The organism is Longilinea arvoryzae (assembly GCF_001050235.1).
Taxonomy (GTDB): Bacteria; Chloroflexota; Anaerolineae; order Anaerolineales; family Anaerolineaceae; genus Longilinea; species Longilinea arvoryzae.
Genome location: NZ_DF967972.1, coordinates 355464 through 380523, shown reverse-complemented (window position 1 = coordinate 380523; position 25060 = coordinate 355464). Strand labels below are relative to the sequence as shown.

Here is a 25060-nt window from a genome sequence, read left to right as displayed (position 1 = left end):
ATATTTCATCCAGCATAAATGCGCTGCAATTCGGCGATGTCGATTTTGGTCATCTTGAGCATGGCCTGCATGACGCGGCCGGCCTTTTCGGCGTCCCGATCCTGCAGCAGCTCGGTCAGCGTCGTGGGCACGATCTGCCAGGAGATGCCGTAACGGTCGGTCAACCAGCCGCACTGATCCGGCCGGCCGCCCTCGCACAGCTTTTCCCATAAAAAGTCGACTTCCGCCTGCGTTTTGCAGTCCACGTACAGCGAAATGGCCGGGTTGAATTTGAATTCGGGCCCGCCGTTCAGCGCGGTGAACTCCTGGCCTTCGAGTTGGAAGGAGACGGTCATCACCATGCCAGCCGGGCGCGGGCCGCTTTCGCCGTAGTGGGAGATGGCGTTGATTTTCGAATTCTTGAAGATCGAGGTGTAGAAGCGGGCCGCTTCTTCGGCCTGATCGTCGAACCACAGGAAGGGGGTGATCTTTTGCATGAGAGAAAACCTCCATGGAATGATTGGAAATGTCGGGGAGGGTCTGGCCGCGGGACGAACCCGGGTTGCGCAAACCCTCCTCCGGACGTAAACATAGTTACATCGGTTTGATGTTGTGGTTGAGGCGGAACAGGTTGTCCGGATCGCGGCGAGCCTTGATCTGGGCCAGGCGTTGGCCGGTTTCGCCGGGATAGACCTCGTGAATTCCATTTCTGCCCGCGCCGTCCAGGAAATTGACGTACACGCCGCCCGTCTGGTGCGGCAGCGCGGCGGCGAACTGGTCCACCCATGCCTGGCGCACCGGGCGATCCACTTCACCGTTATAGATCGAAAGCAGGTTGACCAGGATGCGCGCCTGGCGGTGGGCATAGGCGGTTTCTTCGACGGGCACGCGCGCCACCGCTCCGCCCAGCACGCGAAGTTGGGCCAGGCGCAGGGGAGCGTTCGAGGCCTGCAGATAATCCAGAATAATCCCGGCGGCAGCCCGATCGATGCGATCGACGTACAGCGTGCGCGCCACGGTGGCCGGGCGGAAACTGGTGTCTTCGGGCTGGAAGATCTCGGCGTAACGCATGGCGTGCAACTGATCCACCAGCGGGCTGGCCAGTGCCCTAAAGCGCGCCACGGCGCGCTCGCCGGCCTCGATGTCACCCGCATACAGGATCAGCGCCATCAACACCAGCTTGCCGTGGACTTCAGGCGGCAGGAACGGCATGGGCGGGGCAGCCATGACGTTGGCGACGGTCGTAAGCTCCTCCGGAGCGGCTTCGGCTTCGGCCACGAAGTTGGCAATCACGTCGGGCGTGGCCGGCAGAATCAGCATGCCGCCCACGGCCGTGCTGACCGGGTGGAGCCTGTATTGGAAGCGTGTGACCACGCCGAAGTTGCCGCCGCCGCCGCGAATGGCCCAGAAAAGATCCGGGTTGGCACCGGCGTCAGCGCGGACGAGCTGCCCGTCGGCGGTCACCAGGTCCGCGGCCAGCAGGTTATCGATGGTCAGGCCGTACTTGCGGGTGAGGTAGCCGACCCCGCCGCCCAGGGTGATGCCGCCAATGCCGACCGAGGCGGTATCGCCAAATCCGGTTGCCAGCGAGTAAACCCCGGTGGCCGCGGTATATTCGCCCGCGGTCAGGCCGCTTTCTGCCCAGGCAGTGCGCTTTTCCGGATCGATCGTCAGGGTGCGTAGCTCCCGTAAATCGATGACCAGGCCGCCGTCCGAAACGCCGTGCCCGGCCGGGCTGTGCCCGCCGGAACGCACGGCCAATTCCAGACCGCTCTGACGCGCGAATCCGATCACCTGCGCCACATCCGCGGCGTTGGCAACGCGCGCGATGGCCGCCGGTCGGCGATCGATGGCGCCTTGAACGACAGTGCGGGCATTGTCATAAAGGTCGTCGCCGGGTAGGATCAGTGAACCCTTGAGCATCTGCCGCAATTCGGCAATTTCCCGGCTGCCAAGGCCAAGGGTAGAGGAATCGTTCGAATCCATAAGTCGTTTCCTTTTTTCCTGGTAGATAATATACTATTCAGATGTAAATTGTGTGAAAATTCTAAACAAATCGAGCACAAAATGCAAGGCGCAATCTTATAGAGAATATTAAGATTCTGGCAATTGAAACGAACTCGGCGACTCGATCCCAAATCGCAGGGGACAATGAGGACTCTTTTCGGAGTTTTACAGCAGGCCCACCTTGCTGGGCTCAGGCCACCCGCCCCAGTAGATGCCCCATCCGATAAAGAGCAGGATGAACGCCACGCAGGCGACGAAGAAGAAGACCAGCAGCGGTTGGTGGCGGAATTGCCTGCGTCCCCAGATGAGGGCAAAGGCCGTCACCAGAATGGCGGCGGTAAAGCCCAGGCCAACCGTGCCGCCTTCGATCCCGGCCAGGAAGAAGGTGATCCCGTATACAATCCCACCGATTATGCCCGGGGCCGGGCCGCCGCTTTCGCCGGCAAAGGGGTAGCACCACTGCCGGTAGAGCAGCAGAAACATCATCAGAAGGATGCCGCCGTGCCAGAGCTGGTGACCCAGGCGTTCGTCGTAGTAGTAGGTCAGCCGGTACAGGTCGCCGGTGGGATTCTCAGGGACGAGATGGCCGATGGAGTTGGCGGCCAGGTGCATGCCCTGTCCCAGCACCCACAGTGCGGCAAAGACCATGAAAACCAGCACTTCACGCCGGCCGGGCAGGCTGTCGGATTTGACCTCGAAAAGCAGCCAGTAAAACGGCATGAGCACCAGCGGGGTGAACAGGTCGACGACATCCGCGGTTTTCATCAGCGGAAACTCGCCGAAAGGCGTGCTCAATAAGGGCGGCAGCAGGATGAAGAGCGCAAATAGAACCGCAAATATCAGACTCAGAAGATAGAGTCTTTTCATGGTGCCCCCACCTTTTCAAGGTGGGTGAAGAGAAGAAAATCCTCCTCACCCGATGGAAAATGGCCGTTCGACGGCCCGTTGCCGGCTCTCTGCCCGCCAAGCGCCGGGCAGAGAGCCAATTTACGGCGCTCAATAGGATTTAAGCTGTTCGGAGACCAAGGTGAAATAATCGAAATCGGCTGGGATGGCCGGGATATCGGGGAAACTGAAATTCTGGGATGCTGTCAGACCGATACCCGTGATCACGAAGTCTTCCGGCAGTGTATGAGACCCTATCTTTACCCAAACGCTGCCGTCCTCGCTGATATAAGCGTCGACCGTGTTCAGTTGGCGGGCGAGCCGCAGATAGATCATGCTTGGGCTGGCTGTCGGAGTGGCAAAGTTATCTGGGAACCAGACTCCATCGGAAACATTGTCAAAGTAGATTCCGTTGCCGATGCAGACAGGAATACCCGGGTCGCAATAGGCGCGTCCCAACTGCAGGAAATTATTTGTGTCCTGGTAAATCACCAGCCCGGCGATTTGGAAGTTCGACGTTGGTTCGAAAAGGAGGCGGGTTTCGATGACAAAGTCCTGGCTGGGCGCCGATTGCACCACCAGGTTTTCACCCCCGGCAGCGTAAGGCGAAGTGTAAATGCGCAAGGATCCCTTCTGCTCGGTCAGGCTCCATGTGCTCGGGTTTTCGTTAATCAAGCGCCATTGCGGGCCAAGCACCGGAGCATTGAAGGGATCCCGGCGGTTGGGTATGACAGATGGCGACGACCAACTGAGGTGAAAGTAATCGAAGTCGGCGGGAATGGGTGGAACATCGGGGTAAGAGAAATTTTGCGAAGCCGTCAGTCCTACTCCGTTTATCACAAAGTCTTCCGGCATGCTATGCGCGCCGATCATCCGCCAATCGGTCCCATTTTCGCTGATATAAGCGGTGACGATACTCTGCTGGCGAACAAGCCGCAGATAGATCATGCTTGGGCTGGCTGTCGGAGTGGCAAAGTTATCAGGGAACCAGACTCCATTGGAGACATCGTCAAAATAGATGCCGTTGCCGACGCAGACAGGAATGCCCGGGTCGCAGTACGCGCGTCCCAATTGCAGGAAATTCTCCGAGTCCTCATAGATCACCAGCCCGGCGATTTGGAAGTTCGACGTTGGTTCGAAAAGGAGGCGGGTTTCAATCGTAAAATCCTGACTGGGCGCCAATTGCAGCAGCAGGTTTTCTCCTCCGGCGCCATAAGGTGAAGTGTAAATGCGCAAAGATCCCTTTTGCTCGGTCAGGCTCCACCGATCCGGATTTTCATTGATCCAGGTCCATTCAGGGCGGAGTACCGGAGCGTCGAAAGGATCCTTCCAGGTGGGCGAGCCCATCGAGGAGACTCCAGCGAAATTTAGCGTAAACACGACTACTGCGCATAGTAGAAGTGTCGCATATTTAGTGGTCCTTTTGAGAAATCGTTTGAATAGTTGGGTGTCCATTTTGATCCCTCCTCTCGAGATCAAATCCTGCGGACACGAACACCTTCCTGAGAGTCGACCCGGCGAGACAGACATCTTTACCGTGCGACTCTAGCTTGTCGAAATTTCACCTTCTTCGATATAGGACGATTTGCTTGGGGAATGGGCCATTCAAGGAAAAGTAGTCAGGATGGATGAGTATGATGATCAGGTTGTCTGACAGTTGGGTGCCCGTGTGACATACGGAGCTCGTAAAGGAGATGTTGTAAACTGACAAGTATTGACGAGCCCCCTTAAAATTATGATAGCACATTATATTTGGTAATATCCATTGGATTTGTAAAGAATTAAATTCTTATAATTGATGCTAAGATTGGAGATCATTTTGAGAAAATTTTATATAGGATGGGATAGGTATCTCACATGGATCAATCCGATCCGGAAATGACCGCGCAGGACGTGATCGAATTCGTCGGCTGGATGGAAGACAATGGCATCGAGGTCATCCTCGACGGCGGCTGGGCCGTGGACGCGCAGTTGGGCCGGGTGACCCGCCGGCACGCGGATCTGGATATCGCCATGCAGCATGCCGATACGCCGCGCCTGCGCGACCTGTTGGCCGGGCGGGGTTATTCCGAGGTGCCGCTGGATGACTCCTGGGAGTGCAACTTCGTGCTGGGGGACGCGGAAGGACACCGCATCGATGTGCATTCGTACACCTTCGACGCCAACGGCAAGCTGGTTCACGGCGTGCCTTATCCGTTCGACTCGCTTCTGGGGCAAGGAACCGTCGGCGGGAAACGGGTGCGCTGCATCACCCCGGAGTGGCTGGTTAAATTTCACACCGGGTACGCCATCGACGAGAACGACTACCGGGATGTCAGGGCCCTGTGCCGGCATTTTGGTTTGCCCATTCCGGATGAATTCAGCGCTTATGTGAAAAACGATATTGGAAATTGGGGCGAATGATCTCGAGCGAGATTCATTGGATGTTCATCTAATTTAATCGCCTGATTTTACGATCTCGAATTGAAATTGCTGTAAAATAACCATCAGTATTTGATTTCCTAACCCATTTCAAACAAAATATAACAATCTTTCCGGGGGGTAAATATCCATTACACGGTTTACCTCTGCTCCCAGAATTGGAGATGTCATTGAACCGACGGAGCTTTCTTAAAACCATGGCTGCTGCCACCGGCGCGCTGGCGGGAATGGCCATTCAATCCTCAACCGTACACGGCGTCACGGCGGCCGTTCTAGCGCCGCAGCCCGTGGATCTGGCATTCAACGGCCGGCTGCTGCGCGGCACCGCCGATGGACGGGTGCTCGAATCGGGCGACAATGGCCAGACCTGGCAGCAAACGGCTGATTTTGGCAGCCATTGCGCGGTTTTGGACCTGATGGAGCGCGATGGCCAGGTATTCGCCAAGGTCGGCCTGCGCAATATGCACTTCACGCTCTCTTCGCCGGACGCGCGCGTATGGCGCACCCTGCGAAACAGCGCCGCCTGAATCGACCGGCATGAGTACAGCCTTTATCCTCATACCGGCTCAGACCGACGACGCGCCGTTTCTGCTGGCGGTCTATGCCAGCACGCGCGCCGATGAGCTGGCGCTGGTCGATTGGAGCGCGGAGCAAAAACAGGCTTTTACGAGCATGCAGTTTGACGCCCAATCCCGCCACTATGCCGCTTATTATCCGGAAGCCGAATATTTTATTATTCAGCAGGGCGGCGCGCGCATTGGCCGCCTGATCGTCGAGCGTAAGCCGAAAACGTTGCTTTTGATGGACATCGCCCTCCTGCCTGAATACCGCTGCCAGGGCACCGGCACGGCCATTCTGCGCGACCTGATGAACGAGGCGTGCCAGACGCACAAGACCGTGGTCTTGCACGTCGAGAGCTTCAATCCGGCGCGGCGGCTCTACGAACGCCTGGGTTTTCGAGCCGTCTCGGAAAACGGAATTTATCTGGAGATGGAATGGCGTTCAGAGGAGGATCGAGATGAGCGCTGAGTTGCCCGCGCGGGACGCGTTCGCCGGCTGTTTGCACACCCGTTTCCGCGCGTTGAACGTGCTGCCGGAACCCGTCGACCTGGAACTGGAGGAGGTCTCGCAACTCAAAGAGATGCCCGGCCAGCAGTCTTTCTCCTTGTTTTTTCTGGGCCCGGAGGAGGGTATGCTACCGCAGCATATCTACCATTTGCGGCACGCCGAGCTGGGTGAGATGGATTTGTTCCTGGTGCCGGTCGGCCGGCGGGAAAATGGCATTGAATACCAGGCGGTCTTCAACCTGCTAAAACCGACCCGCTAGCATAACGGGTCTTTACCGAAAGGAAGGAAAATGGCAGATCCATATATCGGTGAAATCAGGCTCTTTGGCGGGAATTTTGCCCCGCCTGGCTGGAGGTTTTGCGATGGACAGCTTCTCTCGATCAGTGAATATGAGGCCCTCTTTACCCTGATTGGCACCACTTACGGCGGCGACGGTCAGGAAACCTTCGCGCTGCCCAATTTGTGCGGCCGTTTTCCGCTGCACACGGGCGCGGGCGGCGGCGCGACATACACTCTGGGTCAATTGGGCGGCGTCGAGAATGTGCCGTTGGCCATCGGCCAGATGCCCGCGCACACGCATACCCCGCAGGTCGCGGTGAACGGTGAATACAATTTCCCGGATGGGCACGTCTGGGCCTCCTGGCCGGGAGCGCAGTACACTCCTGACCTGAACGGCCTGCAGCCCGCTTATCCAACTGCGTTGGGCAGCGCCGGCGGCAGCCAGCCCCACAACAACATGCCGCCTTACCTTGCGGTCAGCTTTATCATTGCCTTCGAAGGGCTCTATCCGCTGCAATCCTAGAAAGCGAGCAACCCTTATGTCAGTTCCTTATATGTCTGAAATTCGGATTTTCAGCTTCAGTTTCGCACCCAAGGGTTGGGCGATGTGCAACGGACAGCTTCTGCCCATCCAACAAAATCAGGCGCTTTTTGCCCTGCTGGGCACCACCTACGGCGGCGACGGGCGGGTCAATTTTGCGCTGCCCAATTTACAGGGCCGCATGCCCATCCATTCCCTCGAACGGATGGGCGAAGCCGGCGGCGAGAGCGCGCATACGCTGACCGTCCCTGAGATTCCTGTACATAATCACCCGGTCAGCGCCAGCAGCGCCGCCGCCAATTCAACAACCGCCGGCGGCAATCTGTGCGCCAGTGAAAACGTCCCGGCTTATGCCGATAATCCCGCGGTTTCCATGAATCCGGCGGCCGTGGCCAACGTCGGAGGCAATCAGCCTCACCCGAACATGCCGCCCTATCTGGCGCTTAATTTTTGTATCGCTTTGTCCGGTGTCTTCCCGAGTCGGGATTGACGCCTCGCGAGCAGTCAGGAGCAGAACTCGTGTCAGAACCCTTCCTTGCTGAGATTCGCATCTTTGCGTGCAATTTTCCGCCGTCAGGTTGGGCCACCTGCAATGGCCAGTTGATACCCCTGTATCAAAATACAGCCCTTTTTTCACTGCTGGGCACAAACTTCGGCGGAGATGGTAAATCAAACTTCGCGCTGCCCAACTTCCAGGATAGCGCGCCTATTCACTGGGGGCAGGGGGTTGGTCTGACCAATTATTTCATCGGGGATAGCGGTGGAGAGGCGTCGGTCACACTGGATGGCACCGAGATGCCTGTGCATTCACATTCCTTGATGGTCAGTAATCAACCCGGCACCAACAGCGATGCGACCGGCGGCGTGCTGGCCCAGGCCCATACCGGCCGCACGCCGATCAAGATGTACGCACCAGGCACCACGACCCAGGTGGGCATGAGCCCGCAGGCGCTCAACGCGAGCGGCGGAAGCCAGCCGCACAATAACATGCCGCCGTATCTCGCGCTCAATTTTTGTATTGCGCTTCAGGGTGTTTTCCCATCCCGAGGTTGATCTATCCGATCCGTTGCGCCGCATTAACCCAGAATCACAGGAATTCCAATGAAGAAAAACTTTTGGCTGCCCTTTTCAGCTCTGGCGGTTGTCCTGGCCCTGGCGTTTACCCCCGTTCCCTTCGCGCAGGCCGCCGGGCCCTTTACCGTCAACACTTCTGCCGATTCCCATGATGCGGCGCCGGGCAACGGCTTGTGCATCGACCCGACCGGCCAATGCAGTCTGCGCGCCGCCATCGAGGAGGCCAGCCTCTCGGCCGCTTCCACCACCATTTCCCTGCCGGCCGGGACGTATGACCTGACGCTGGGAGAACTCCAAATCGCGCCGGATGGCAACCGCACCATTGTGCTCAACGGCGCCGGTGCGGCCAGCACCCTCCTCCACCAGACCAACGGTATCGATCGCGTCATCAGCATTGACTACGACGTTGTCGGAAATGTGAACGTCACGATCAGCGGTTTGACGATCTCGGGCGGCGCCGATCAAAGAGACCATTTCGGCGGTGCGGGCATTCTGGCGGGCAGCATATGGGCCCCGACCGACACGCTGACCCTGAACAACCTGGTTTTCACCAACAACCGCGTCAGCCAACCCGACGCCGGCTTCAATACCCAGCCGGGCGGAGCGCTGCAAATGGCCGGCGGCAACCTGACCGTGTCCAACTGCAGTTTTACCGGCAACAGTTCGGCTGCCAGCCCGGGCGGCGCAATCGCCTACATCGCTTCCGGGAACGCCGGCACTATGAATATTACCGATTCTACGTTTAGCGGGAACCAAGTTGCCAATACCGCCCTCAGTGGGCCGTCCGGCGGCGGAGCCATTTACCTCAATAATGTCACCGCGACGATCAGCCGGTCGACCTTTACGGGCAATCAGGCGACCAGTTCCACAGCCGGCGCCGCTTACGGCGGAGCCATTCAGATCAATACCGGCAGCCTGACCATCGACCACTCGACCTTCACGGCCAACGTCGCCAGCGGAACCAACGCCAAAGGCGGGGCTATCTATGTTGATTCCGCCGCCCTCAATATCAGTACCTCGCGTCTCACCGGCAATCAGGCCAGCAGCGCTGGCAGCGGTATTTTCAATCATGCCCTGAACAACGCCACGACGACGGCCGCCAACAACTGGTGGGGCTGCAACGGCGGTCCGACCGTCTCTGGCTGCGACCTGGCCGTGACCGATAACGCCGGATTGACGTTCGCGCCGTGGATCGTGCTGTCGCATACCGCCAACCCGAATGCCCTTTCAGTTGGAGGAATCGCTACCCTGACCGCCAGTTTCCTGCAAAATTCAGCCGGGCAGCCGCTGACAGTGAACGATATCAGCGTCCTGCTGGGCCTGCCGGTGAACTGGGCAAATGCCGTCAATGGTTCGCTTTCGAATCAACAAACTTCCATTCAACCCAATGGCCAGGCGACCGCCACATTTACCGGCGGAGCAGCCAATGGACTGGCCGGCGCCAGCGCGCAGGTCGATAATGCCATTGTGCCTGCCAACCTGACGGTCACCTCCAACGCCGATCTCGGGGTGACCAAGACCGCCCCGGCCTTTGGCGTGGCGGGAGATACGATTAATTACACCCTTACGGTCCACAACAACGGCCCGGATGCGGCCGCGAGCGTGGTGCTGAGTGATCCACTGCCGGCGAATTTGACCTTCGTTTCGCAGAGCCAGACTGCCGGCCCGACTTTTACCCTTTCGCACACCGGAAATACGATCTCCAACACCATCAGCAGCCTGCCGTCCGGGGAGACGGCCACCTTTACGATCGTCGCGACCGTGAATGCGACGGCGACGCCGGGATCGAGCCTGAACAATACGGCCAGTGTCAGTTCCGCAGCTCAGGATCCCATGCCGGGAAACGGCTCATCCTCAGCCACCTCCATCGTTTATACAAAGCCGGCCATCACCAATGCCGCAACCGCCTCCTTTACCGTTGCCACCGCCGGGTCCTTTACCTTCACAGCCACGGGTTACCCAACCCCGTTGTTATCCCTCAGCGGCTCGCTGCCGGCTGGGGTCACTTTCACCAATAACGGCAACGGCACGGCTACACTGGCGGGGACGCCCGCGCTGGGCACGGTGGGCGACTATCCGGTCACCCTCACAGCCAGCAATGCCAGCCTTGTGGATGCCAGCCAGAACTTTACCCTCTCCGTTGCGAAAGCGTCGCCAACGCTCAACCTGACCGTCCTTCCCAACCCATCCTACAATGGGCAGACAGTCACCTTTACCGCGACGGTCAGTTCAAGTTTGGGTACGCCCACTGGCGGGGTTCAGTTTAGCGTGGATGGCAGCAGCTTAGGCTCACCGGTTAACCTGAGCGGCAGCAGCGCCAGCCTGACGACCAGCACGCTGAGCAACGGAGATCACAGTATCGGCGCCAGCTACATTGGGGATGCAAACTTTACTGCCGTCAGCAGCGCTTCTCCTGTCACGCAGACGGTGAACCCGGCCGCGGATTTGTCGATCAGCAAGAGCGCGCCATCCTACGGCGTCGTGGGCGGTACGTTGACCTATACCCTCAGCGTGAGGAACAACGGGCCGGACGCTGCCACGAATGTTCAGCTAAGCGATCCGCTCCCGGTGAATACAACCTTTGTTTCACAGAGCCAGACCAATGGGCCAGCCTTTACGCTCTCGAATGCCGGCAACACCATCAGCGATAGCCTCAATTCAATGCCATCGGGCGCAACGGCCACGTTCAGCATCACCGTGTCGGTTAACGCGGCGGCGACGCCGGGTTCACTGCTGACCAACACGGCCATTGTGAGTACGGGTGCTCAGGATCCGGTGACAACCAACAACTCGGACAGCGCCGCTTCCACAATTTACGCTAATCCGGCGATCACGAGCGCTGACCATGCCGAATTTACCGTTGCCACGTCAGGTTCCTTCACCGTGACAAGCACGGGATACCCCACACCGGCGCTCACGTTGGCCGGCGCGCTGCCCTCCGGGGTCATCTTTAGCGACAACGGTGACGGCACGGCTACAATGTCTGGGGCGCCGGCTCTGGGTACGGTAGGCAGCTACCCGGTGTCGATCACGGCCAATAATGCCACTGGTAGTAAAACCAGCCAGATTTTTACACTGACCGTTCAAAAGGCGGCGGCGACGCTCGCCCTTCAGACGTCTCCCAATCCATCCATCTACGGGCAGGCAATTACCATCCGAGCGACGGTCACTTCGGATGCTGGAACCCCCACCGGTACGGTGCAGTTTAGCCTGGATGGAAATTATGGCACGATGATCGGTCTGGATAACGGCATTGCTGTCATCAGTGAAAGCCAGTTGAGCGCGGGGAACCATTCCATTCGCGCCATTTACAATGGGGATGATAATTTCCAATTCTATACACTGACGACGCCCGTCACGCAGGTCGTTTCGGCGGCGGGCACGATTTCGACCCTGGCAGTCACCTACGGGGGTGGATTATTCCAGGAGGACGCGCTGCTCAGCGTGAGCGTGACGACTGTGTTACCCGGCGCGGGCATCCCGACCGGCACGGTGACCTTCAGCGGCGGGTCGATGGCGACCACGACGGTTGCCCTGGATGCCAACGGCCGGGCCACGGTGACGGCGCCGGATGTCCCGCGGGGCAACAATACTTTCACCGTCACTTACAGCGGCGGCCCGAATTTTGTCGCCAGCACAGGCACACAGACCGCATTCGCGCCGTACGTGCTGATCATGCCGATGATCTATAAATAAATTCAGGACCCTGACGAGGATCAACAAAGGGGCAGCCTCACAAACGGCTGCCCCTTTTAATTCGGGCAACAATACCGACGAGTTAACCAACAGGGAGGGGTTGTGCTGGGTGCGGCCAAGATCGATTGAACGATCCAACCCTCCCCGCCCGCGGTCGGCAAGTCCGGCATTCGTTAGATTTCGATCTGGGGGCCGGATTCCTGGACGGATTGCAGGCGCGCGTAGACGCCCTCCCGGGCCATCAATTCGGCGTGCGAACCGATTTCCGCGATCCGGCCGTCTTCGAGCACCACGATGCGGTGTGCGTTGCGAATGGTACTGAGCCGGTGAGCCACGATGAAGGTGGTGCGGCCCTTCATCAACCGCGCCAGCGCTTCTTGAATCAGCGCTTCCGATTCGCTGTCCAGCGCCGAGGTGGCTTCGTCCAGGATCAGGACGCGCGGGTTGCGGATGAGCGCGCGGGCAATGGCCAGGCGCTGGCGCTGCCCGCCGGAGAGCTTGGCGCCGTACTCGCCGATGCGCGTTTCGATGCCGTCCGGCAGGTTCTGCACGAAATCCCAGGCGTTGGCGTCCCGCAGGGCGCTTTCGATCACCCGGTCGGATACGCGGCCCAACCCGTAGGTGACATTTTCGCGCACGCTGCCCTCGAACAGGATCGACTCCTGCGGCACGACGGAAATAAAGCGCCGGTAGGTGCGCAGGTCGATCTCTTGCATGTCGCGGCCGTCCAACAGGATGCGCCCGCCGGTGGGGCGGACAAAACCGATCACCAGGTTCAACACGGTCGATTTTCCGGCGCCGGAATGACCTACCAGGGCGATATTTTCGCCGGGGGCAACCTTCAGGTTGAAATCCCGCACCACGGCCGAATCGCCGTCCGGATAGCGAAAATCAACGGCTTCGAAGTTGAAGTCGCCCTTCACGGTTTCGACGGCGAGTTTGCCCTCGTTGTGCTCCAGGTCGGGCGATTCGAGCACCTCGCCGGCCGAATGGATCGATTCAAAACCCTTGCTGATGGCCGGGATCAGGTTGACCAGTCCCATGACGGCGTTGGTCAGGCTGCCGAAATAACCGCTCAACATGACCACGTCGCCGGCGGTGATGGGAATGATCCTGGTATAGGCCGCCCAGGCCGCTGCCACCAGACACACCACATTGAAAACGTTGTAAGTCACCCACGAAATCGAACCGAAGACGGCCGTGGACGAGTCGAGTTCCAGCCCGGCCTCGCGCACGTGGCTGAGGGTTTCGTCCATGTGTTCCAGTTCGTTGCGTTCCAGGCCGTGGGCGCGGGTGATGGGGATGAGATGGGTCATCTCGGTGACCCGCGCGGCCATGCGTTCGACCTCGGCGCGAAATTCCTTATTGCGCGCAGACAACGTCCGGCGCATGGCATTGACCAGCGCGGCCGAGATGGGCACCATGACCACGAAGAACGGCAGAAAGGCCGGCGCGCGCACCGCGGTGATGACAATCGCGCCGATCAGGTTGCAGGCCGCGCTCAACCCGCCGTCGAAGAGTTGGCGCACCATTTGCTCGATGGTCTCCACGTCGCGCACGACCTTGTTCTGCAGCACGCCTGCGCTGGCCTGGTGGAAGAAATCGATCGAAAGGCGCTGCATCTGGCGCGCGAGCGCCGAACGCAGGCTCGTTTCCATGCGGCGCAGGGCGGCGCTCAGGTGGCGCATGTAGAGCACGTGGATCGGGATATTCTGGAAGAGCAGCACCACCAGCACCAGGGCATTCCACCATAATTCGGCGATGGGCCGGTGCTGCACCACCACGTCGATGATCTTGGCGGTCAGCAGCGGCATCAGCCACACCGGGCTGTGCTTGATGACGAAGAGCAGCGTGGCCGCCAGCAGGTGCAGGCGGTCGCCTTCGAAGAGAAACCAGAGCGTGCGCAGCGGCGATTCGCCCTGGTAATTGTGTTCGAGAAGGGGTTGATTCATAACGATCCTGTTCCGATAAATTACAGCACTCGATTATATGACGAATCGAAAAAAGGATTCGGGCGGTTATTTTTTTTCGCCGTTCTTTTGCCGTACTGAGGGCCGGCGCCTCCCGATCTTTTCTGGATGGCTTTCTTTTTCCCGCTCGCTCTATATAATGAAAAGGATGATCCTGTTGGGCCGGCCTGGATCGCGATCCGTTCAAATCATCGCACGCAATCCGGCCGCCTAAAAGCCAATCCGCAATGGTTTCGAGGAAGGTACCATGATGAAGACCCCAGTCCTTCTGATCACGGTGGCTTTCTTCATCGCCGTAGGCATGGCTGATCTTTCCGGCCCGTCCGGTGTGGGCCTGGCAAACGCGCCCGTTGAAGCCGTGAGTTCGCCCATCGCCGGCTACACCTGGTCGGTCGTTTCGAGTCCGGTTACAGCCGATCTAAATTCTGTGGCCATGCTTTCGGCAAACGATGGCTGGGCCGTAGGCGATAACGGCACGGTGCTTCGATTCGATGGAAAGAACTGGATTGCGTTCAACGCGCCGGTTACGCCCACGACCACGCTTGCCGCGGTTTCCATGTCCTCGGCAGACAACGGCTGGGCAATCGGGATGGATGAAACGCCGCCCTATTACGGCGTCATCCTGCGCTGGAATGGAATCGAATGGGTGGCCGTGCCGCTGCCATCTCCGCCCTGGCCTTTCGCGATGGCCGATGTTTCGGTGCCGAATGATACCAGCGCCTGGATCGCGGGCGGTATTTTTGTCTGCTCGTTGGGCCAGCCCTGCAACCCCGAATATGCGCTCGGCACCATCCTGCATTGGAACGGCAGCGCCTGGGATTACACTTCGTTCCCGTACCTGCGTTTTTCGGCCATTTCGATGCTGAGCGATACAGACGGCTGGGCCGTCGGACTCGAACTGGTGCAACCCACCCGGCAGTTGCGCAGTTGCATCCTGCACTGGAACGGTACTTCGTGGACGGCGGTCGAACATCCGCTCACGGAATACCCGGGTGGAAGCATCCGTTTCATCCTCGAAGAGATTGCGGCTTTAGACCCGAATACGGCCTGGACGGCTGTCTCAGGGCAAAACCGATTCCTGCGGTGGAATGGGACATCCTGGACGGCCGTCGACAGCCCGATCCGCGGCCGGCCTTCCATCGATATCCTTTCCGCCGGCGACGCCTGGGCTGTCGGAGGTGAAGGGGATATCGGGCACTGGGATGGCAATACCTGGGCGCTGGTCCCCAGCCCGGTTTCGGCAACCCTCAATTCTGTATCCCTGGTTTCACCCTTCGATGGTTGGGCAGTGGGGAATGGCGGCGTCATCCTGCACGGCCGGGCTCCCACGTTGTCGCTCTACCTGCCACAAATTTCAAAATGATCCATCGACATTTAGCGGTACATAAGCGCGGTTGAAACGCTTTCTTTAGGGAACTAACAGTATAATCGTTGCATCATGATGGGCCCTCACTCTCTGATCCTGCATATCCTGCCCGCCGGCCTGGGACAGTTCTTCCTGTTGGAATACCCGCACGGCCTGTATTTGATCGACTGCAGCACGCCGGGCAAGGAAAACATCCTGCTGGCCAGACTGAATGAACTGGGGCGCAGTGATCTCAGGCTGATCTGGATCACGCACGCGCATTATGACCATTACGGAAGCGCGGCCCGCCTGCGCGAGCTGACCGGCGCGCGCATTGGCGTCCACCCGGCGGATGCGGATTTCCTGGCCCGGGGTGAATCGCCGCTCGGCTCCGCGCGCGGCCGCAGCCGGATCTATCCGATGGCTCAACCGGTGGCCAGGCTCCTCCGGCCGTTGCGACCCACGCCGCCGGATTTTACCCTGGAGGACGGCCAGACCCTGGAACGCTTTGGCCTGGACGCGACCGTTCTGCATACGCCCGGCCACACCCCCGGGCATACCTGCCTGGTGCTGGGCGACGGCACGGCTTTTGCGGCCGACCTGATCGCCAGTTCCAGCCAGCCGCACCTGCAAAATCTGCTCGCCACGCATTGGGAATCGCTGCCGGGCAGCCTGCGCCATTTACAGAATGCCCAACCCCGGACCATCTACAGCGGCCATTCCCGCCGCCCGATCAGCGGTGCGGCGCTGCAACACATCCAACCCTGAACGCTTCTTGAACACCCTCTTTCGGTTTGGAAAAATTTCTTCGGACGATCTCCTTACAAACCCTTTGCAGTCAAAATTCGGGCCTTCGATTGGCCGGCAGCGGGTCCGGGTTGTGGCACAATAGAACGAAATCCAAGCTGCTTTTTTTTCCTCACAATATGATCCAGCCATGCGCCCAGAAAAAAAACGCCTGCTCAAACTCATCTTTCTGATCCTGTTGCTCATCCCTTACCTGCTGTATACCTGGTTTGCCATTCGCTCCAACCAGGGACCGGTCGATTATGAGACGTTCATGCGGATTGGCGGGCACCTGCTGGCCGGCAGCGAAGTCTACGGTGAAAACAGTTACTATCCCATGCCCTATGTCATGGTATTCGCGTTGTTTTCCTGGCTGCCGCGCCCGCTCAGCCTGGCGCTCTGGTTGCTGGGCCCGGTGGTGGTGGCGCTGGCGATCACACGCGGCAACCCGCTGGTATTGCTCTTTGCGCCCCTGTTCGGGCATTTTGCCGGCGGACAATCGGCCGTGTTCGGAATGCTGGGGTTGTGGGGCTACCGGAAATACAACCCGACGGATCGAATCGCGGGCGGCATCTTTCTGGCGCTGACCCTGCTGAAACCGCAGTTGGGCATGATTCCACTGCTGTTTGCGGTCTGGCAGTGGTGGAAGGCTTTCCGCCAGGAGCGCCGCATCCCACGCCAGGCCTGGGGCTGGGGAATCGCCATGCTGGCGCTTTACCTGCCCGGGTTCCTGGTGATGCCGGATTGGCCGGCGAAGTGGTTGAGCTCGCCGCGCCCGTTGTTCGAACGAGCGCTTTCCGGTTTCGTCCCGCGGACGCTGCTGTATTGGATCTCTCCCGCGCAGGCCGGGTTCTGGATCCTCCTGGTTGGCATCGCGGCGGCGCTCCTGTGGGTCGTCTGGCGGTTGAATCACAAAACCGTCTCGCTCGACCTGATGCTTGTCTGGAGTTTCGTGGTCAGCCCCCTGGTGCATGATTACGATTTGATCCAGCTCATCCCGCTGCTGGAGGATCCATCAATCCTGAGAACGGCCGTTCTCTTATCCATCCCAGGTTGGCTGGTGATCCTGTTTGCCTATACCAACAATACGGCCTGGTATGCCTTTACGATCATCGCGCCCGGAATTCTGGCGGCGATGCTGTATCAAAAACAAAAGCCATTGCCTCGAACGGCCGGGAAATGATACCTTGATGACTCCAAATCCCATTCACAATTACCTGCATGACCATCCCATCCACTGGAAGCCGGTATTGGCTTGGGTGGGGCTGTTTGCGCTGCTCTATGGAGCCGGGTTATTCATTCCACAGGGCTTCGATTGGGTGCACTTTTTTGGTCAGGGCGCGGTTTCGCCGATCTGGACGCCCTGGTCGGCGGTGGTGGTCAAATTCCTGAACTGGCCGCTGCTGGTCGCCATCACCCTGTTCGCGCTCATCTACCGGACCTACCGCTACAATCCTTCGCCTTTGCCGATCGTCCTGGCGCTGCTTTCGCTGCCCACCGTGTGGTTGATGATCCTGGGCAACCTGGACGGGCTGGTGCTGGCCGGCCTGCTGCTGATGCCGTGGGGCGTGCCGCTGGTGACCATGAAACCCCAGCTCTCGACCTTCGCATTATTCGCAAAAAAGAAGTGGTTTATCGCGGCCGCGATTTGGGGCGTCCTCACGCTGCTCATCTGGGGCCTCTGGCCGCAGGCCTTGATGGGCACCTTCGCGCCGGACTGGCGCGCGGAGTGGGTCCAGGATATTTCCCTGTTCCCGTGGGGGGCAATCGTGGCGCTGCCGCTGCTGTGGTTCTCGCGCGGCGATGAGGATTTGTTGATGGCCGCCGGCAGCTTCATAACGCCGCATCTTTTCCCATACCATTTCTACCTGCTGATGCCGGCGCTGGGGCGCATGAAACCCGGCTGGATGATTCTGACCTGGCTGCTTTCGTGGACGCCGCTGCTGGCCAACTGGTTGGGAAACATCGGCTGGCATGCCGGCAATGTGTTCGCGCTGGTGCTGTGGATGGGGGTTTATTTCAGCAAACCGAGGCAGAAGAAGATCGATCCCGAAGCCGCGGCATCCTAGGGGCGCTTCGATCGATCTCATCCGTTTCTCCACCTGAAAAGTTGTATGATGAAAATGACGCGGCCTGTTCACCTTTCAGGAGGGTACCCGCATGGATAAAAGAGATGGTTTCACCAAACTTCTGGCCATCCTGGGCACGGTACTGACGGCTTTCACTGCTCTGGCGCCGTTTATTTTTGGCCTGGCCAGCCTGATCGCCGGCCGGCGCTATCTGCTCGACTGGTTGATGCCCGCCGAATTTTTTCCGGTGGCGCTGGCGGGCGGTTTGGCGCTGCTGTGGGCGGCGCTGCGCGCTCGCTCGCGGCGGAACTGGGTCGGGTGGAGCCTTGGATCGGCAGCCGTTCTCCTGGTCGGCGGGATGGCCGTGGCGTCGCTCAGCGGTCTGGCCTCGGGCGCCATCGAGCCGGAGGGCATCTGGTGGGGCGTGGTGACAGGGTGCATCCTGCTCTACTGGCTGGCCGTAGCGGCAATGGCGGTGGGCGGCGGGCTGCTGATTGGCGACCTGTTCCGGCGGTCAGAGTCATAAGCAAGTCATGTCAGCGGTGGATGACTTTTTCCGCGATCCACCCGCATCCCGGCAGCTATACGAGGCGGTCGCGCGTTTGATCGATGAAATCGGCCCGGCCGAGAGGTCGGTGACGAAGAGCCAGATTGCCTTTCGGCGCGTCCGGTCGTTCGCCTGGGTCTGGATGCCGGGCCAATATCTGCGCGGACGCCAGACTGCGCCGTTGGTGCTGTCGCTGGTTTTCCCGCAGCGGGATCCTTCCCGGCGCTGGAAGGAAATCGTCGAACCGGCGCGCGGGCGGTATATGCACCACCTCGAACTCAATTCCTCGAACGATCTCGATGCCGAGGTGCGCGGCTGGCTGCGTTCTGCCTGGGAACAGGCCGGATAAGTCAGGTGTCCCACAGGCCCGCCTACTGGCTATAATGGAATCAGGCCGGTTCACGATGGCCGATCCGGTTTTCTGATTCGAAGCGGGAGGTGAAAGATGAAGAACTTTTGGCGACACCTCAGTTCTTTCATTGCGCCTGCCATGCTGGGGTTGGTGATACCATGGGTCATTGTCTGGGCCGAGAACGTTAAATTCGCCCGGCCGGCGCTGACGACTTCGATTTATCTACGCATCCTGGGCGCGCTGGTCGGCGGGATCGGGCTGATCCTGCTCATTTTGACCATCCGCATGTTCATCCTGCTTGGCGACGGCACCATCATGCCCTGGGATCCCTCCCGCAAACTCGTGATCGCGAACATGTACGCCTACGTTCGCAATCCCATGATCCTGTCCCTGATCATCCTTCAGGCGGGTGAGGCCTTCCTGTTCCGGTCGCCCGGCATCGCCCTGCTGGCGGTATTGAATTTTGCCGTCAATACCATTTATTTCATCGCTTCAGAAGAACCGGGGCTGGAAAAACGCTTCGGGGACGAATATCGCGAATACAGGAAGAACGTTCCGCGCTGGATTCCGCGCCTGACGCCCTGGCATCCGGCATAGGGATCAGATTGCAGCCAGGCGAAAAAATAATATATGCTGTGTTAAGGGGATTCTTCTTGAATCCTCATTGTAAATATATATAATATTTATCTACGATAGATTGATTCGGCTAACGATTTTCAGGTGCGCAATGCCAACGGTCCGATTTACCAAACACTTGTTGCGTTATTATCCGGCTCTGCAAACCGCGGAGGTGGAAGGCGGCACTGTGGCAGCCGTCATCGCAGCGCTGGAAGAGCGATATCACGGGTTGAGCGCCTATTTCGTCGACGACCAGGGCCGCTTGCGTGAGCACGTCAACATCTTTATCGGGAAGGATTTGATTCGCGACCGCGAGTCGCTCTCCGATCCGGTTCAGGCCAATGATACGATTTTTATCCTGCAGGCGTTATCAGGAGGTTGAAACGATGAACGGCGGTACATCTCTACTACTTGGAACGCGAAAAGGGTTATTGATGCTGGAACACAGCGCCGGCGCCTGGAAGACCGTGCGGCACGCATTCCCAGGACTGACCGTATCCTATTCATTTCGAGATCCGCGCAGTGAAGCGATCTGGGCTGCGTTGGATACGGGTCACTGGGGACCGAAATTACAACGTTCGCAGGATGGAGGGCAGACCTGGGAGGAAGTCGAACTGCCCAAATATCCGGCCGGCGCCGAACTTGGGGATGGGACGCCTGCCAGCCTGAGTTACATCTGGCTGGTCGCGCCTGGCGGTTCGGACCAACCCCGGCGTCTCTATCTGGGCACGGAACCGGGCGGTTTGTTTATCAGCAACGATGGCGGCGACCACTTCGAACTGGTCGAGAGCCTTTGGAATCATCCTTCCCGCAAGACACAGTGGTTTGGCGGCGGCCGCCCTCAGCCCGGGATCCATTCCATTCTGGTCGACCCGCGTGACAGCAACCATGTGTGGGTGGCCATCAGCGTGGCCGGGGTATTCGAGAGTTGGGATGGGGGCAAGAGTTGGACGCCGCGCAATAAGGGCCTGCGAGCCGATTGGCTGCCCGATCCGACGCCTGAAGTGGGCTTCGATACGCATTTACTGGCGGCCAACCGCGCCAACCCGCAGGTGATGATGCAGCAAAACCATGTCGGTATCTATCGCAGCGAAGACGGCGGCCAAAACTGGCAGGCGGCGATGCAGGAAAACGGCCCGGCGCGTTTTGGGTTCCCGATCTTGATGGATGATGGTAATCCGGACCTGGCCTGGGTTTTCCCGGCCAAGAGCGACGAGCAGCGTATGGCGATCGACGAAGCGCTGTGTGTGTGCCGGACGTCGGACGGCGGACGCTCCTGGCAGACGCTGCGCGAGGGTCTGCCGCAGAAGAATTGTTATGATTACGCCTTGCGCCATGCCGCCGATCGGGCCGGCAAGGACCTGGTTTTCGGCACCAACTCTGGGAACCTGTTCCTGTCGGAGGACGACGGCGAACATTGGGAATGCCTGGGAACGAACTATCCATTAATTTATTCGGCCCGTTTTGGCGGCTGAGCCTCACAAAAACCGTAAAGATTGCCCGGGTAACTGCTTTTCCCGGTTGAATTCGGGCGAGGATGAAGATCATTAATTTTACGGATTGAAATTAATCCAATTCTCACTTTACAGGAGTGTTAAGGAGGTTTTTCACAAGGAACGTTATAATAAACTCACCTACCAAGAATAAAACCGATTAGCTTCCCCGAAAATTGGTTTATTGCTGTGTCTGGCAATGGGCTTTGTTTGTATTTAAAACCATGGGGGACCGGTTCATTACAAGGAAGACCGATTACCCCAGTGGAGGTGCTCTCATATGAAAATCCCCAAGGCTGAGGCCAGCACGATTCTGCGCTGTGGCCTAATTCTTTACCCTTCCCAGGATCAAGCCATCGACAAGGTGCTTTCCAGCCTGATGGAAAAAATTCCTGCCCAGTATATCCTGCTGGCCGACAGCAGCGGGCAGGTCATTTCCGTTAGTGGAAAACGCGAACAAGCCGATCCGGTGGCGCTGGGCGCGTTGGTGGCCAGCGATATGGCCGCCAGCCAGGAAATGGCGCATCTTACCGGCGAAGTTCAAAATTACAACATGATCCTGCGTGAGGGGCCTGAGATCAATACCTGGATCGTCAATGCCGGGCCAAATCTGGTGTTGATGTTCAAAGTCTCCTCCGATGTACCCCTGGGTTGGACGCGGTTGGTGATCCGTCGGGCCGCTGAATTGATCGCCGAGATTGCGGATGCCCCGGTCGAAGAAGAACCTTCCGAATCCTCGCTTGATATCGATCAGGTGGACTTTAGCAGTGAGATCGATAAAAGCCTGGAAGAACTCTGGCGCATGTAATCGCATGGGGGAATCTTCGGGATGATTATCGATTACAAAAGAAAACAACTTAACCTCAAGATCGTCTATTACGGTCCGGCATTGAGCGGGAAGACGACCAATCTCGAATACATTCACGCGCACACCTCCCCCGATCGACGCTCGAACCTGGTTTCATTAAAGACTGCTGAGGATCGGACCCTGTTTTTTGATTTTCTGCAATTGGAATTGGGGCGCATTAGCGGGTTGGTGCCGATCATTCAACTCTATACCGTGCCGGGTCAAACCTATTACCAGGCTAGCCGCAAGGTGGTCTTAAAGGGAGCCGACGGAATCGTCTTCGTGGCCGACTCCGCGCGCGAACGCGCGCTGGATAATATCGTCTCGTGGTGTGATCTGCACATGCACATGCGCGAACATCAATTGCACGAGCGCACGCCGGTCGTCATTCAACTCAATAAACAGGATGCCGATGGCGCTCTGGGGGAAGAAGAAATGCGCTCCCTGTTGAATGCCAAAGATTGCCCGGTTGTTGGGGCGGTTGCTGTGAACGGCAGGGGGGTATTGGAAACCGTCAAGTTGATCTGCGGAGAAACAATCCGCTTTATCCAAACAACCGCAAGAGAAAAACGACAATAAACGAGGCAGAATGAATTCCACCGAAATATCCAGGATACTGGTCGATGCAAAAGAAAAAGGTAAATTTTTGGCTTCCGTCCTCACCGATCGGGAAGGTTTCCCAATTGCTTCGGCATCTAATACCCAGTTGAATTCCGAAATTCATGCCGCGTTGGTCGGGATCATCCAGCGCGTCACCAACCGGGCAACCGAGCAGCTTGGAATTTCAGCCGCCACGGAGTTCAGCCTGTCAGACGCCAACGGCAACCTGTTCATCTGCCGGCCGTTTTCGGCCAACGGGATCGATTTGGTGCTGGCATTCCTCATCCCGGGCAAGGATACAGCCTACCGCCGGGTGATGGCTCAGACGATTACGGCAATTCAGAAAGTCTTCGAAATCTAGACTGCAAGATTTCATCCCCAATCGGTTTACAACAGAATATCCCTTGAACCTGGCAGCGACGACATGACATTCGATGAATCACGATCGGTAACGGATATTTTTACCCAAATATTGGAAGAGATGAATCAAGAAGGCGATTTTCTCGCGTCCGTGCTTACGGACGAGAACGGCCTTCCGATTGTTTTTGCAGCCCGTGAGGGTTTCGACTCAGACCGGCAGTCCGCCACGGTGGCCATGGTCAAAAAAACGATCTCGCAAAACGAGAAACGCCTGGGCATCGCTCAGGCCGAAGAGATCAGCATTGTCGACTCCAACGGGCAGTTATTGATTTGCCGGGCTTTTTCTGCCAAGAAGCACGATTTCATCCTGGCAGTTTTGATGGCTGACCGGCAGCACACTTATCGACGCATCACAGCACACGCGATCAACCAGATCAGCAGCGTGTGGGCCAAACACTGGAAGTGAGGGTGCAATGATGCAAGGCACACTTGCAGATATGACGATTACCGATTTGATTCAACACAATTGCATGGAGCAGAAAACTGCCCGGCTGACGCTCAGGCACGCCAACCAGTCGGCCATCGTTTTTTTTCAAGACGGCAACATGACTCATGCAGTGTGCGGCAATGTGGAGGGAGAGGAGGCAGTCTATCAGATCATACGCTGGGAAGACGGTGAATTTTCATTGGATGCGGGAATAACTTCCCCGAAAACCACAATCACGCAGAACTGGTCGGGTATTCTTCTGGAAGGCGCGCGCCTTCTCGATGAAAACGCCAATGAAATCGACCAGCTATTTGACCAACCCCTTGTAACAGGACTGGATACGATGGCACAGAAGATCGAAGACATTTTAAAGGAAATGGGCAACGAGATCACCGGCTTCGTCGCCGGTATGGTAGTGGGCATGGATGCCCTCCCGATTGCCGTTTATTCCAAGGAAAAAGAAGACGTTGACATGGTCAGCGCCCAGATGACCCTGCTTCTCAAACTGGTGGATACTTCGGTCTCCAAATTGGACAGCAGCATCGTCATGAAGGATAACCTGCTCACCGCCAGGAATGCTTACGTCCTGATGCACCACCTGCCGGACAAGAAGCATTTCATCGGCATCATTGCCGACCGGAAAACCGCCGTATTGGGCAATCTGCGCCTGATGAGCGGCATTTACTCCGAGCGTATTTCCAAGGTGATGCCGCGCTAAGGCGTGGACGGACTGAATACAAAGGAATAGCGGAATGTCTAAACTCGACCAATTACTTCAGGATATCCATAATGAATTGGGCGCCGACCTGCAATTTATCGAAATCGTGGGCTCGGATGGCCTCTCCATTGCGGATGAGCAATTCATCAATATCGATACGTCCGTTGTCGCGGCCCGGTTTACCATGGTCGCCAAACTGGCCGCCAAAGTCGCCGACAAGTTGAACATCGGTGAAGTGGAAGACAACCTGATCTCAACGAACACCGGAATGGTATTGATCAACGAACTCGGAGACGGTTCGTATATCGCCCTGCTCGGCCTGTCCAACGACGCGCCCCTGGGCGTGGCCCGTATGGTCATCCATGATTACGACGCGCAGTTATGGGATGCAATTCCCCGTTAATTCTGGTTATCAATATAGATCACTCTGAGGAAACGAAAATGGCTACAGAAGAGAAGAAAAAAGAGAATTTGCTCGAAATGTTGAGCTATACCGTCTTCGGTCTGGCCCAGGGCATGTGGGAATTGTTCGGCGATTCTTCGTTCGCCACCTCGACAACCATCGGCGATATGATGGTCGCGCGCGCTGAAAAGGCCGCCGGCCTCGAGGTGCAGGGCGAAACCCCGGATGAAATTCTGACCGAAATCGTCCGCCTGTCGGTGGATGAGCTGGGCCTGATGGAAGACGGCAAGGCGGTCTTTACGGGCGACCATATCACCATTGAATGCGATCATTGTAAAGGTTGCACGATGTGCAACGGACTGCAAAGCCACGGCGTGCAGCCTTTCTACTGCAGCATGTTCTGCATGGCTTCCTCCGCCCTGCGCGAAGGCACCGGCCACAAGAACCGCTTCCTGAGCCGCAAATACGACGAAGGGACCAAGACCTGCACCATCGAAATTCAGACCATGCAGTAA

29 protein-coding genes are annotated in these 25060 nt (G+C 58.0%); 24 read left to right on the top strand and 5 right to left on the bottom strand.

All coding sequences use genetic code 11. The annotated features are described in order from the left end of the window. Positions 1 to 5: 5 nt before the first annotated feature. The 4 genes from LARV_RS01795 to LARV_RS01780 form a co-directional block, all read right to left on the bottom strand. On the bottom strand, positions 6 to 476 hold the full coding sequence (locus LARV_RS01795) for a VOC family protein (protein WP_075072026.1): 471 nt from the start codon (positions 474 to 476) through the stop codon (positions 6 to 8). Between the two features lie 97 nt (positions 477 to 573). Then, positions 574 to 1965, bottom strand: a complete 1392-nt coding sequence (locus tag LARV_RS01790; RefSeq protein WP_075072025.1) for an FAD-binding oxidoreductase — start codon at positions 1963 to 1965, stop codon at positions 574 to 576. Positions 1966 to 2151: 186 nt separating this feature from the next. Continuing rightward, on the bottom strand, positions 2152 to 2853 hold the full coding sequence (locus LARV_RS01785) for a hypothetical protein (protein WP_075072024.1): 702 nt from the start codon (positions 2851 to 2853) through the stop codon (positions 2152 to 2154). A gap of 129 nt (positions 2854 to 2982) precedes the next feature. After that, positions 2983 to 4218, bottom strand: coding sequence for a beta-xylosidase family glycoside hydrolase (locus tag LARV_RS01780; RefSeq protein ID WP_075072023.1), 1236 nt, complete (start codon positions 4216 to 4218; stop codon positions 2983 to 2985). 510 nt (positions 4219 to 4728) lie between these two features. Here LARV_RS01780 and LARV_RS01775 point away from each other — a divergent pair. The 8 genes from LARV_RS01775 (at position 4729) to LARV_RS01740 (ending at position 11950) form a co-directional block, all read left to right on the top strand. Further along, a complete protein-coding gene (locus LARV_RS01775) occupies positions 4729 to 5274 on the top strand; it encodes a nucleotidyltransferase domain-containing protein (RefSeq protein WP_083522251.1) in 546 nt (181 codons plus the stop codon). Between the two features lie 188 nt (positions 5275 to 5462). After that, the gene (locus tag LARV_RS01770; protein WP_236709901.1) at positions 5463 to 5819 is read left to right on the top strand and encodes a twin-arginine translocation signal domain-containing protein; all 357 of its coding nucleotides are present in this window, start codon (positions 5463 to 5465) and stop codon (positions 5817 to 5819) included. A gap of 10 nt (positions 5820 to 5829) precedes the next feature. Beyond that, on the top strand, positions 5830 to 6321 hold the full coding sequence (locus LARV_RS01765; RefSeq protein WP_075072021.1) for a GNAT family N-acetyltransferase: 492 nt from the start codon (positions 5830 to 5832) through the stop codon (positions 6319 to 6321). Beyond that, a complete protein-coding gene (locus LARV_RS01760) occupies positions 6311 to 6619 on the top strand; it encodes a DUF6916 family protein (RefSeq protein ID WP_075072020.1) in 309 nt (102 codons plus the stop codon). The genes LARV_RS01765 and LARV_RS01760 overlap by 11 nt, the downstream gene beginning before the upstream one ends. A gap of 30 nt (positions 6620 to 6649) precedes the next feature. Next, complete coding sequence (locus tag LARV_RS01755; RefSeq protein WP_075072019.1) at positions 6650 to 7162, top strand: phage tail protein; 513 nt, start codon at positions 6650 to 6652, stop codon at positions 7160 to 7162. A gap of 16 nt (positions 7163 to 7178) precedes the next feature. Beyond that, entirely contained in the window at positions 7179 to 7670 is a 492-nt protein-coding gene (locus LARV_RS01750; RefSeq protein WP_075072018.1) for a phage tail protein, read from the top strand. Positions 7671 to 7699: 29 nt separating this feature from the next. Further along, positions 7700 to 8233 carry a phage tail protein gene (locus tag LARV_RS01745; protein WP_075072017.1) on the top strand — a complete coding sequence of 178 codons (534 nt, stop codon included), beginning with the start codon at positions 7700 to 7702 and terminating at the stop codon, positions 8231 to 8233. 48 nt (positions 8234 to 8281) lie between these two features. Beyond that, positions 8282 to 11950 carry a beta strand repeat-containing protein gene (locus LARV_RS01740; RefSeq protein ID WP_075072016.1) on the top strand — a complete coding sequence of 1223 codons (3669 nt, stop codon included), beginning with the start codon at positions 8282 to 8284 and terminating at the stop codon, positions 11948 to 11950. 173 nt (positions 11951 to 12123) lie between these two features. Here LARV_RS01740 and LARV_RS01735 read toward each other — a convergent pair whose 3' ends face one another. Then, positions 12124 to 13902, bottom strand: a complete 1779-nt coding sequence (locus LARV_RS01735; RefSeq protein ID WP_075072015.1) for an ABC transporter ATP-binding protein — start codon at positions 13900 to 13902, stop codon at positions 12124 to 12126. A 265-nt stretch (positions 13903 to 14167) separates the two neighbouring features. Here LARV_RS01735 and LARV_RS01730 point away from each other — a divergent pair, with 265 nt between their 5' ends. The 16 genes from LARV_RS01730 to LARV_RS01655 all read left to right on the top strand — a co-directional run bounded on the left by LARV_RS01730 (position 14168) and on the right by LARV_RS01655 (position 25060). Beyond that, on the top strand, positions 14168 to 15283 hold the full coding sequence (locus LARV_RS01730; protein ID WP_075072014.1) for a WD40/YVTN/BNR-like repeat-containing protein: 1116 nt from the start codon (positions 14168 to 14170) through the stop codon (positions 15281 to 15283). A 78-nt stretch (positions 15284 to 15361) separates the two neighbouring features. After that, positions 15362 to 16033 carry an MBL fold metallo-hydrolase gene (locus tag LARV_RS01725; protein ID WP_236709900.1) on the top strand — a complete coding sequence of 224 codons (672 nt, stop codon included), beginning with the start codon at positions 15362 to 15364 and terminating at the stop codon, positions 16031 to 16033. Between the two features lie 169 nt (positions 16034 to 16202). Beyond that, positions 16203 to 17234, top strand: coding sequence for a glycosyltransferase family 87 protein (locus LARV_RS01720; RefSeq protein WP_075072012.1), 1032 nt, complete (start codon positions 16203 to 16205; stop codon positions 17232 to 17234). A 7-nt stretch (positions 17235 to 17241) separates the two neighbouring features. After that, a complete protein-coding gene (locus LARV_RS01715; protein ID WP_075072011.1) occupies positions 17242 to 18120 on the top strand; it encodes a hypothetical protein in 879 nt (292 codons plus the stop codon). Positions 18121 to 18211: 91 nt separating this feature from the next. Next, the gene (locus LARV_RS01710) at positions 18212 to 18646 is read left to right on the top strand and encodes a hypothetical protein (protein ID WP_075072010.1); all 435 of its coding nucleotides are present in this window, start codon (positions 18212 to 18214) and stop codon (positions 18644 to 18646) included. A gap of 7 nt (positions 18647 to 18653) precedes the next feature. Next, the gene (locus LARV_RS01705) at positions 18654 to 19016 is read left to right on the top strand and encodes a DUF5655 domain-containing protein (RefSeq protein WP_075072009.1); all 363 of its coding nucleotides are present in this window, start codon (positions 18654 to 18656) and stop codon (positions 19014 to 19016) included. Between the two features lie 96 nt (positions 19017 to 19112). Further along, positions 19113 to 19616 (top strand): methyltransferase family protein, encoded by a 504-nt coding sequence (locus tag LARV_RS01700; protein ID WP_075072008.1) that lies wholly within the window; start codon positions 19113 to 19115, stop codon positions 19614 to 19616. A gap of 130 nt (positions 19617 to 19746) precedes the next feature. Beyond that, complete coding sequence (locus LARV_RS01695) at positions 19747 to 20019, top strand: MoaD/ThiS family protein (RefSeq protein ID WP_075072007.1); 273 nt, start codon at positions 19747 to 19749, stop codon at positions 20017 to 20019. A gap of 4 nt (positions 20020 to 20023) precedes the next feature. Next, a complete protein-coding gene (locus LARV_RS01690) occupies positions 20024 to 21112 on the top strand; it encodes a WD40/YVTN/BNR-like repeat-containing protein (RefSeq protein ID WP_075072006.1) in 1089 nt (362 codons plus the stop codon). Positions 21113 to 21410: 298 nt separating this feature from the next. Next, positions 21411 to 21938 (top strand): roadblock/LC7 domain-containing protein, encoded by a 528-nt coding sequence (locus tag LARV_RS01685; RefSeq protein ID WP_075072005.1) that lies wholly within the window; start codon positions 21411 to 21413, stop codon positions 21936 to 21938. A 21-nt stretch (positions 21939 to 21959) separates the two neighbouring features. Then, entirely contained in the window at positions 21960 to 22556 is a 597-nt protein-coding gene (locus LARV_RS01680) for a GTP-binding protein (protein ID WP_075072004.1), read from the top strand. A 10-nt stretch (positions 22557 to 22566) separates the two neighbouring features. Next, positions 22567 to 22938: a roadblock/LC7 domain-containing protein gene (locus tag LARV_RS01675; RefSeq protein ID WP_075072003.1), complete on the top strand. Its 372-nt coding sequence runs from the start codon at positions 22567 to 22569 to the stop codon at positions 22936 to 22938. Between the two features lie 63 nt (positions 22939 to 23001). Continuing rightward, positions 23002 to 23403: a hypothetical protein gene (locus LARV_RS01670; RefSeq protein ID WP_075072002.1), complete on the top strand. Its 402-nt coding sequence runs from the start codon at positions 23002 to 23004 to the stop codon at positions 23401 to 23403. Positions 23404 to 23410: 7 nt separating this feature from the next. Continuing rightward, a complete protein-coding gene (locus LARV_RS01665; protein ID WP_083522250.1) occupies positions 23411 to 24142 on the top strand; it encodes a DUF4388 domain-containing protein in 732 nt (243 codons plus the stop codon). A 34-nt stretch (positions 24143 to 24176) separates the two neighbouring features. Then, a complete protein-coding gene (locus LARV_RS01660) occupies positions 24177 to 24545 on the top strand; it encodes a roadblock/LC7 domain-containing protein (protein WP_075072000.1) in 369 nt (122 codons plus the stop codon). A gap of 38 nt (positions 24546 to 24583) precedes the next feature. After that, the gene (locus LARV_RS01655) at positions 24584 to 25060 is read left to right on the top strand and encodes a hypothetical protein (protein WP_075071999.1); all 477 of its coding nucleotides are present in this window, start codon (positions 24584 to 24586) and stop codon (positions 25058 to 25060) included.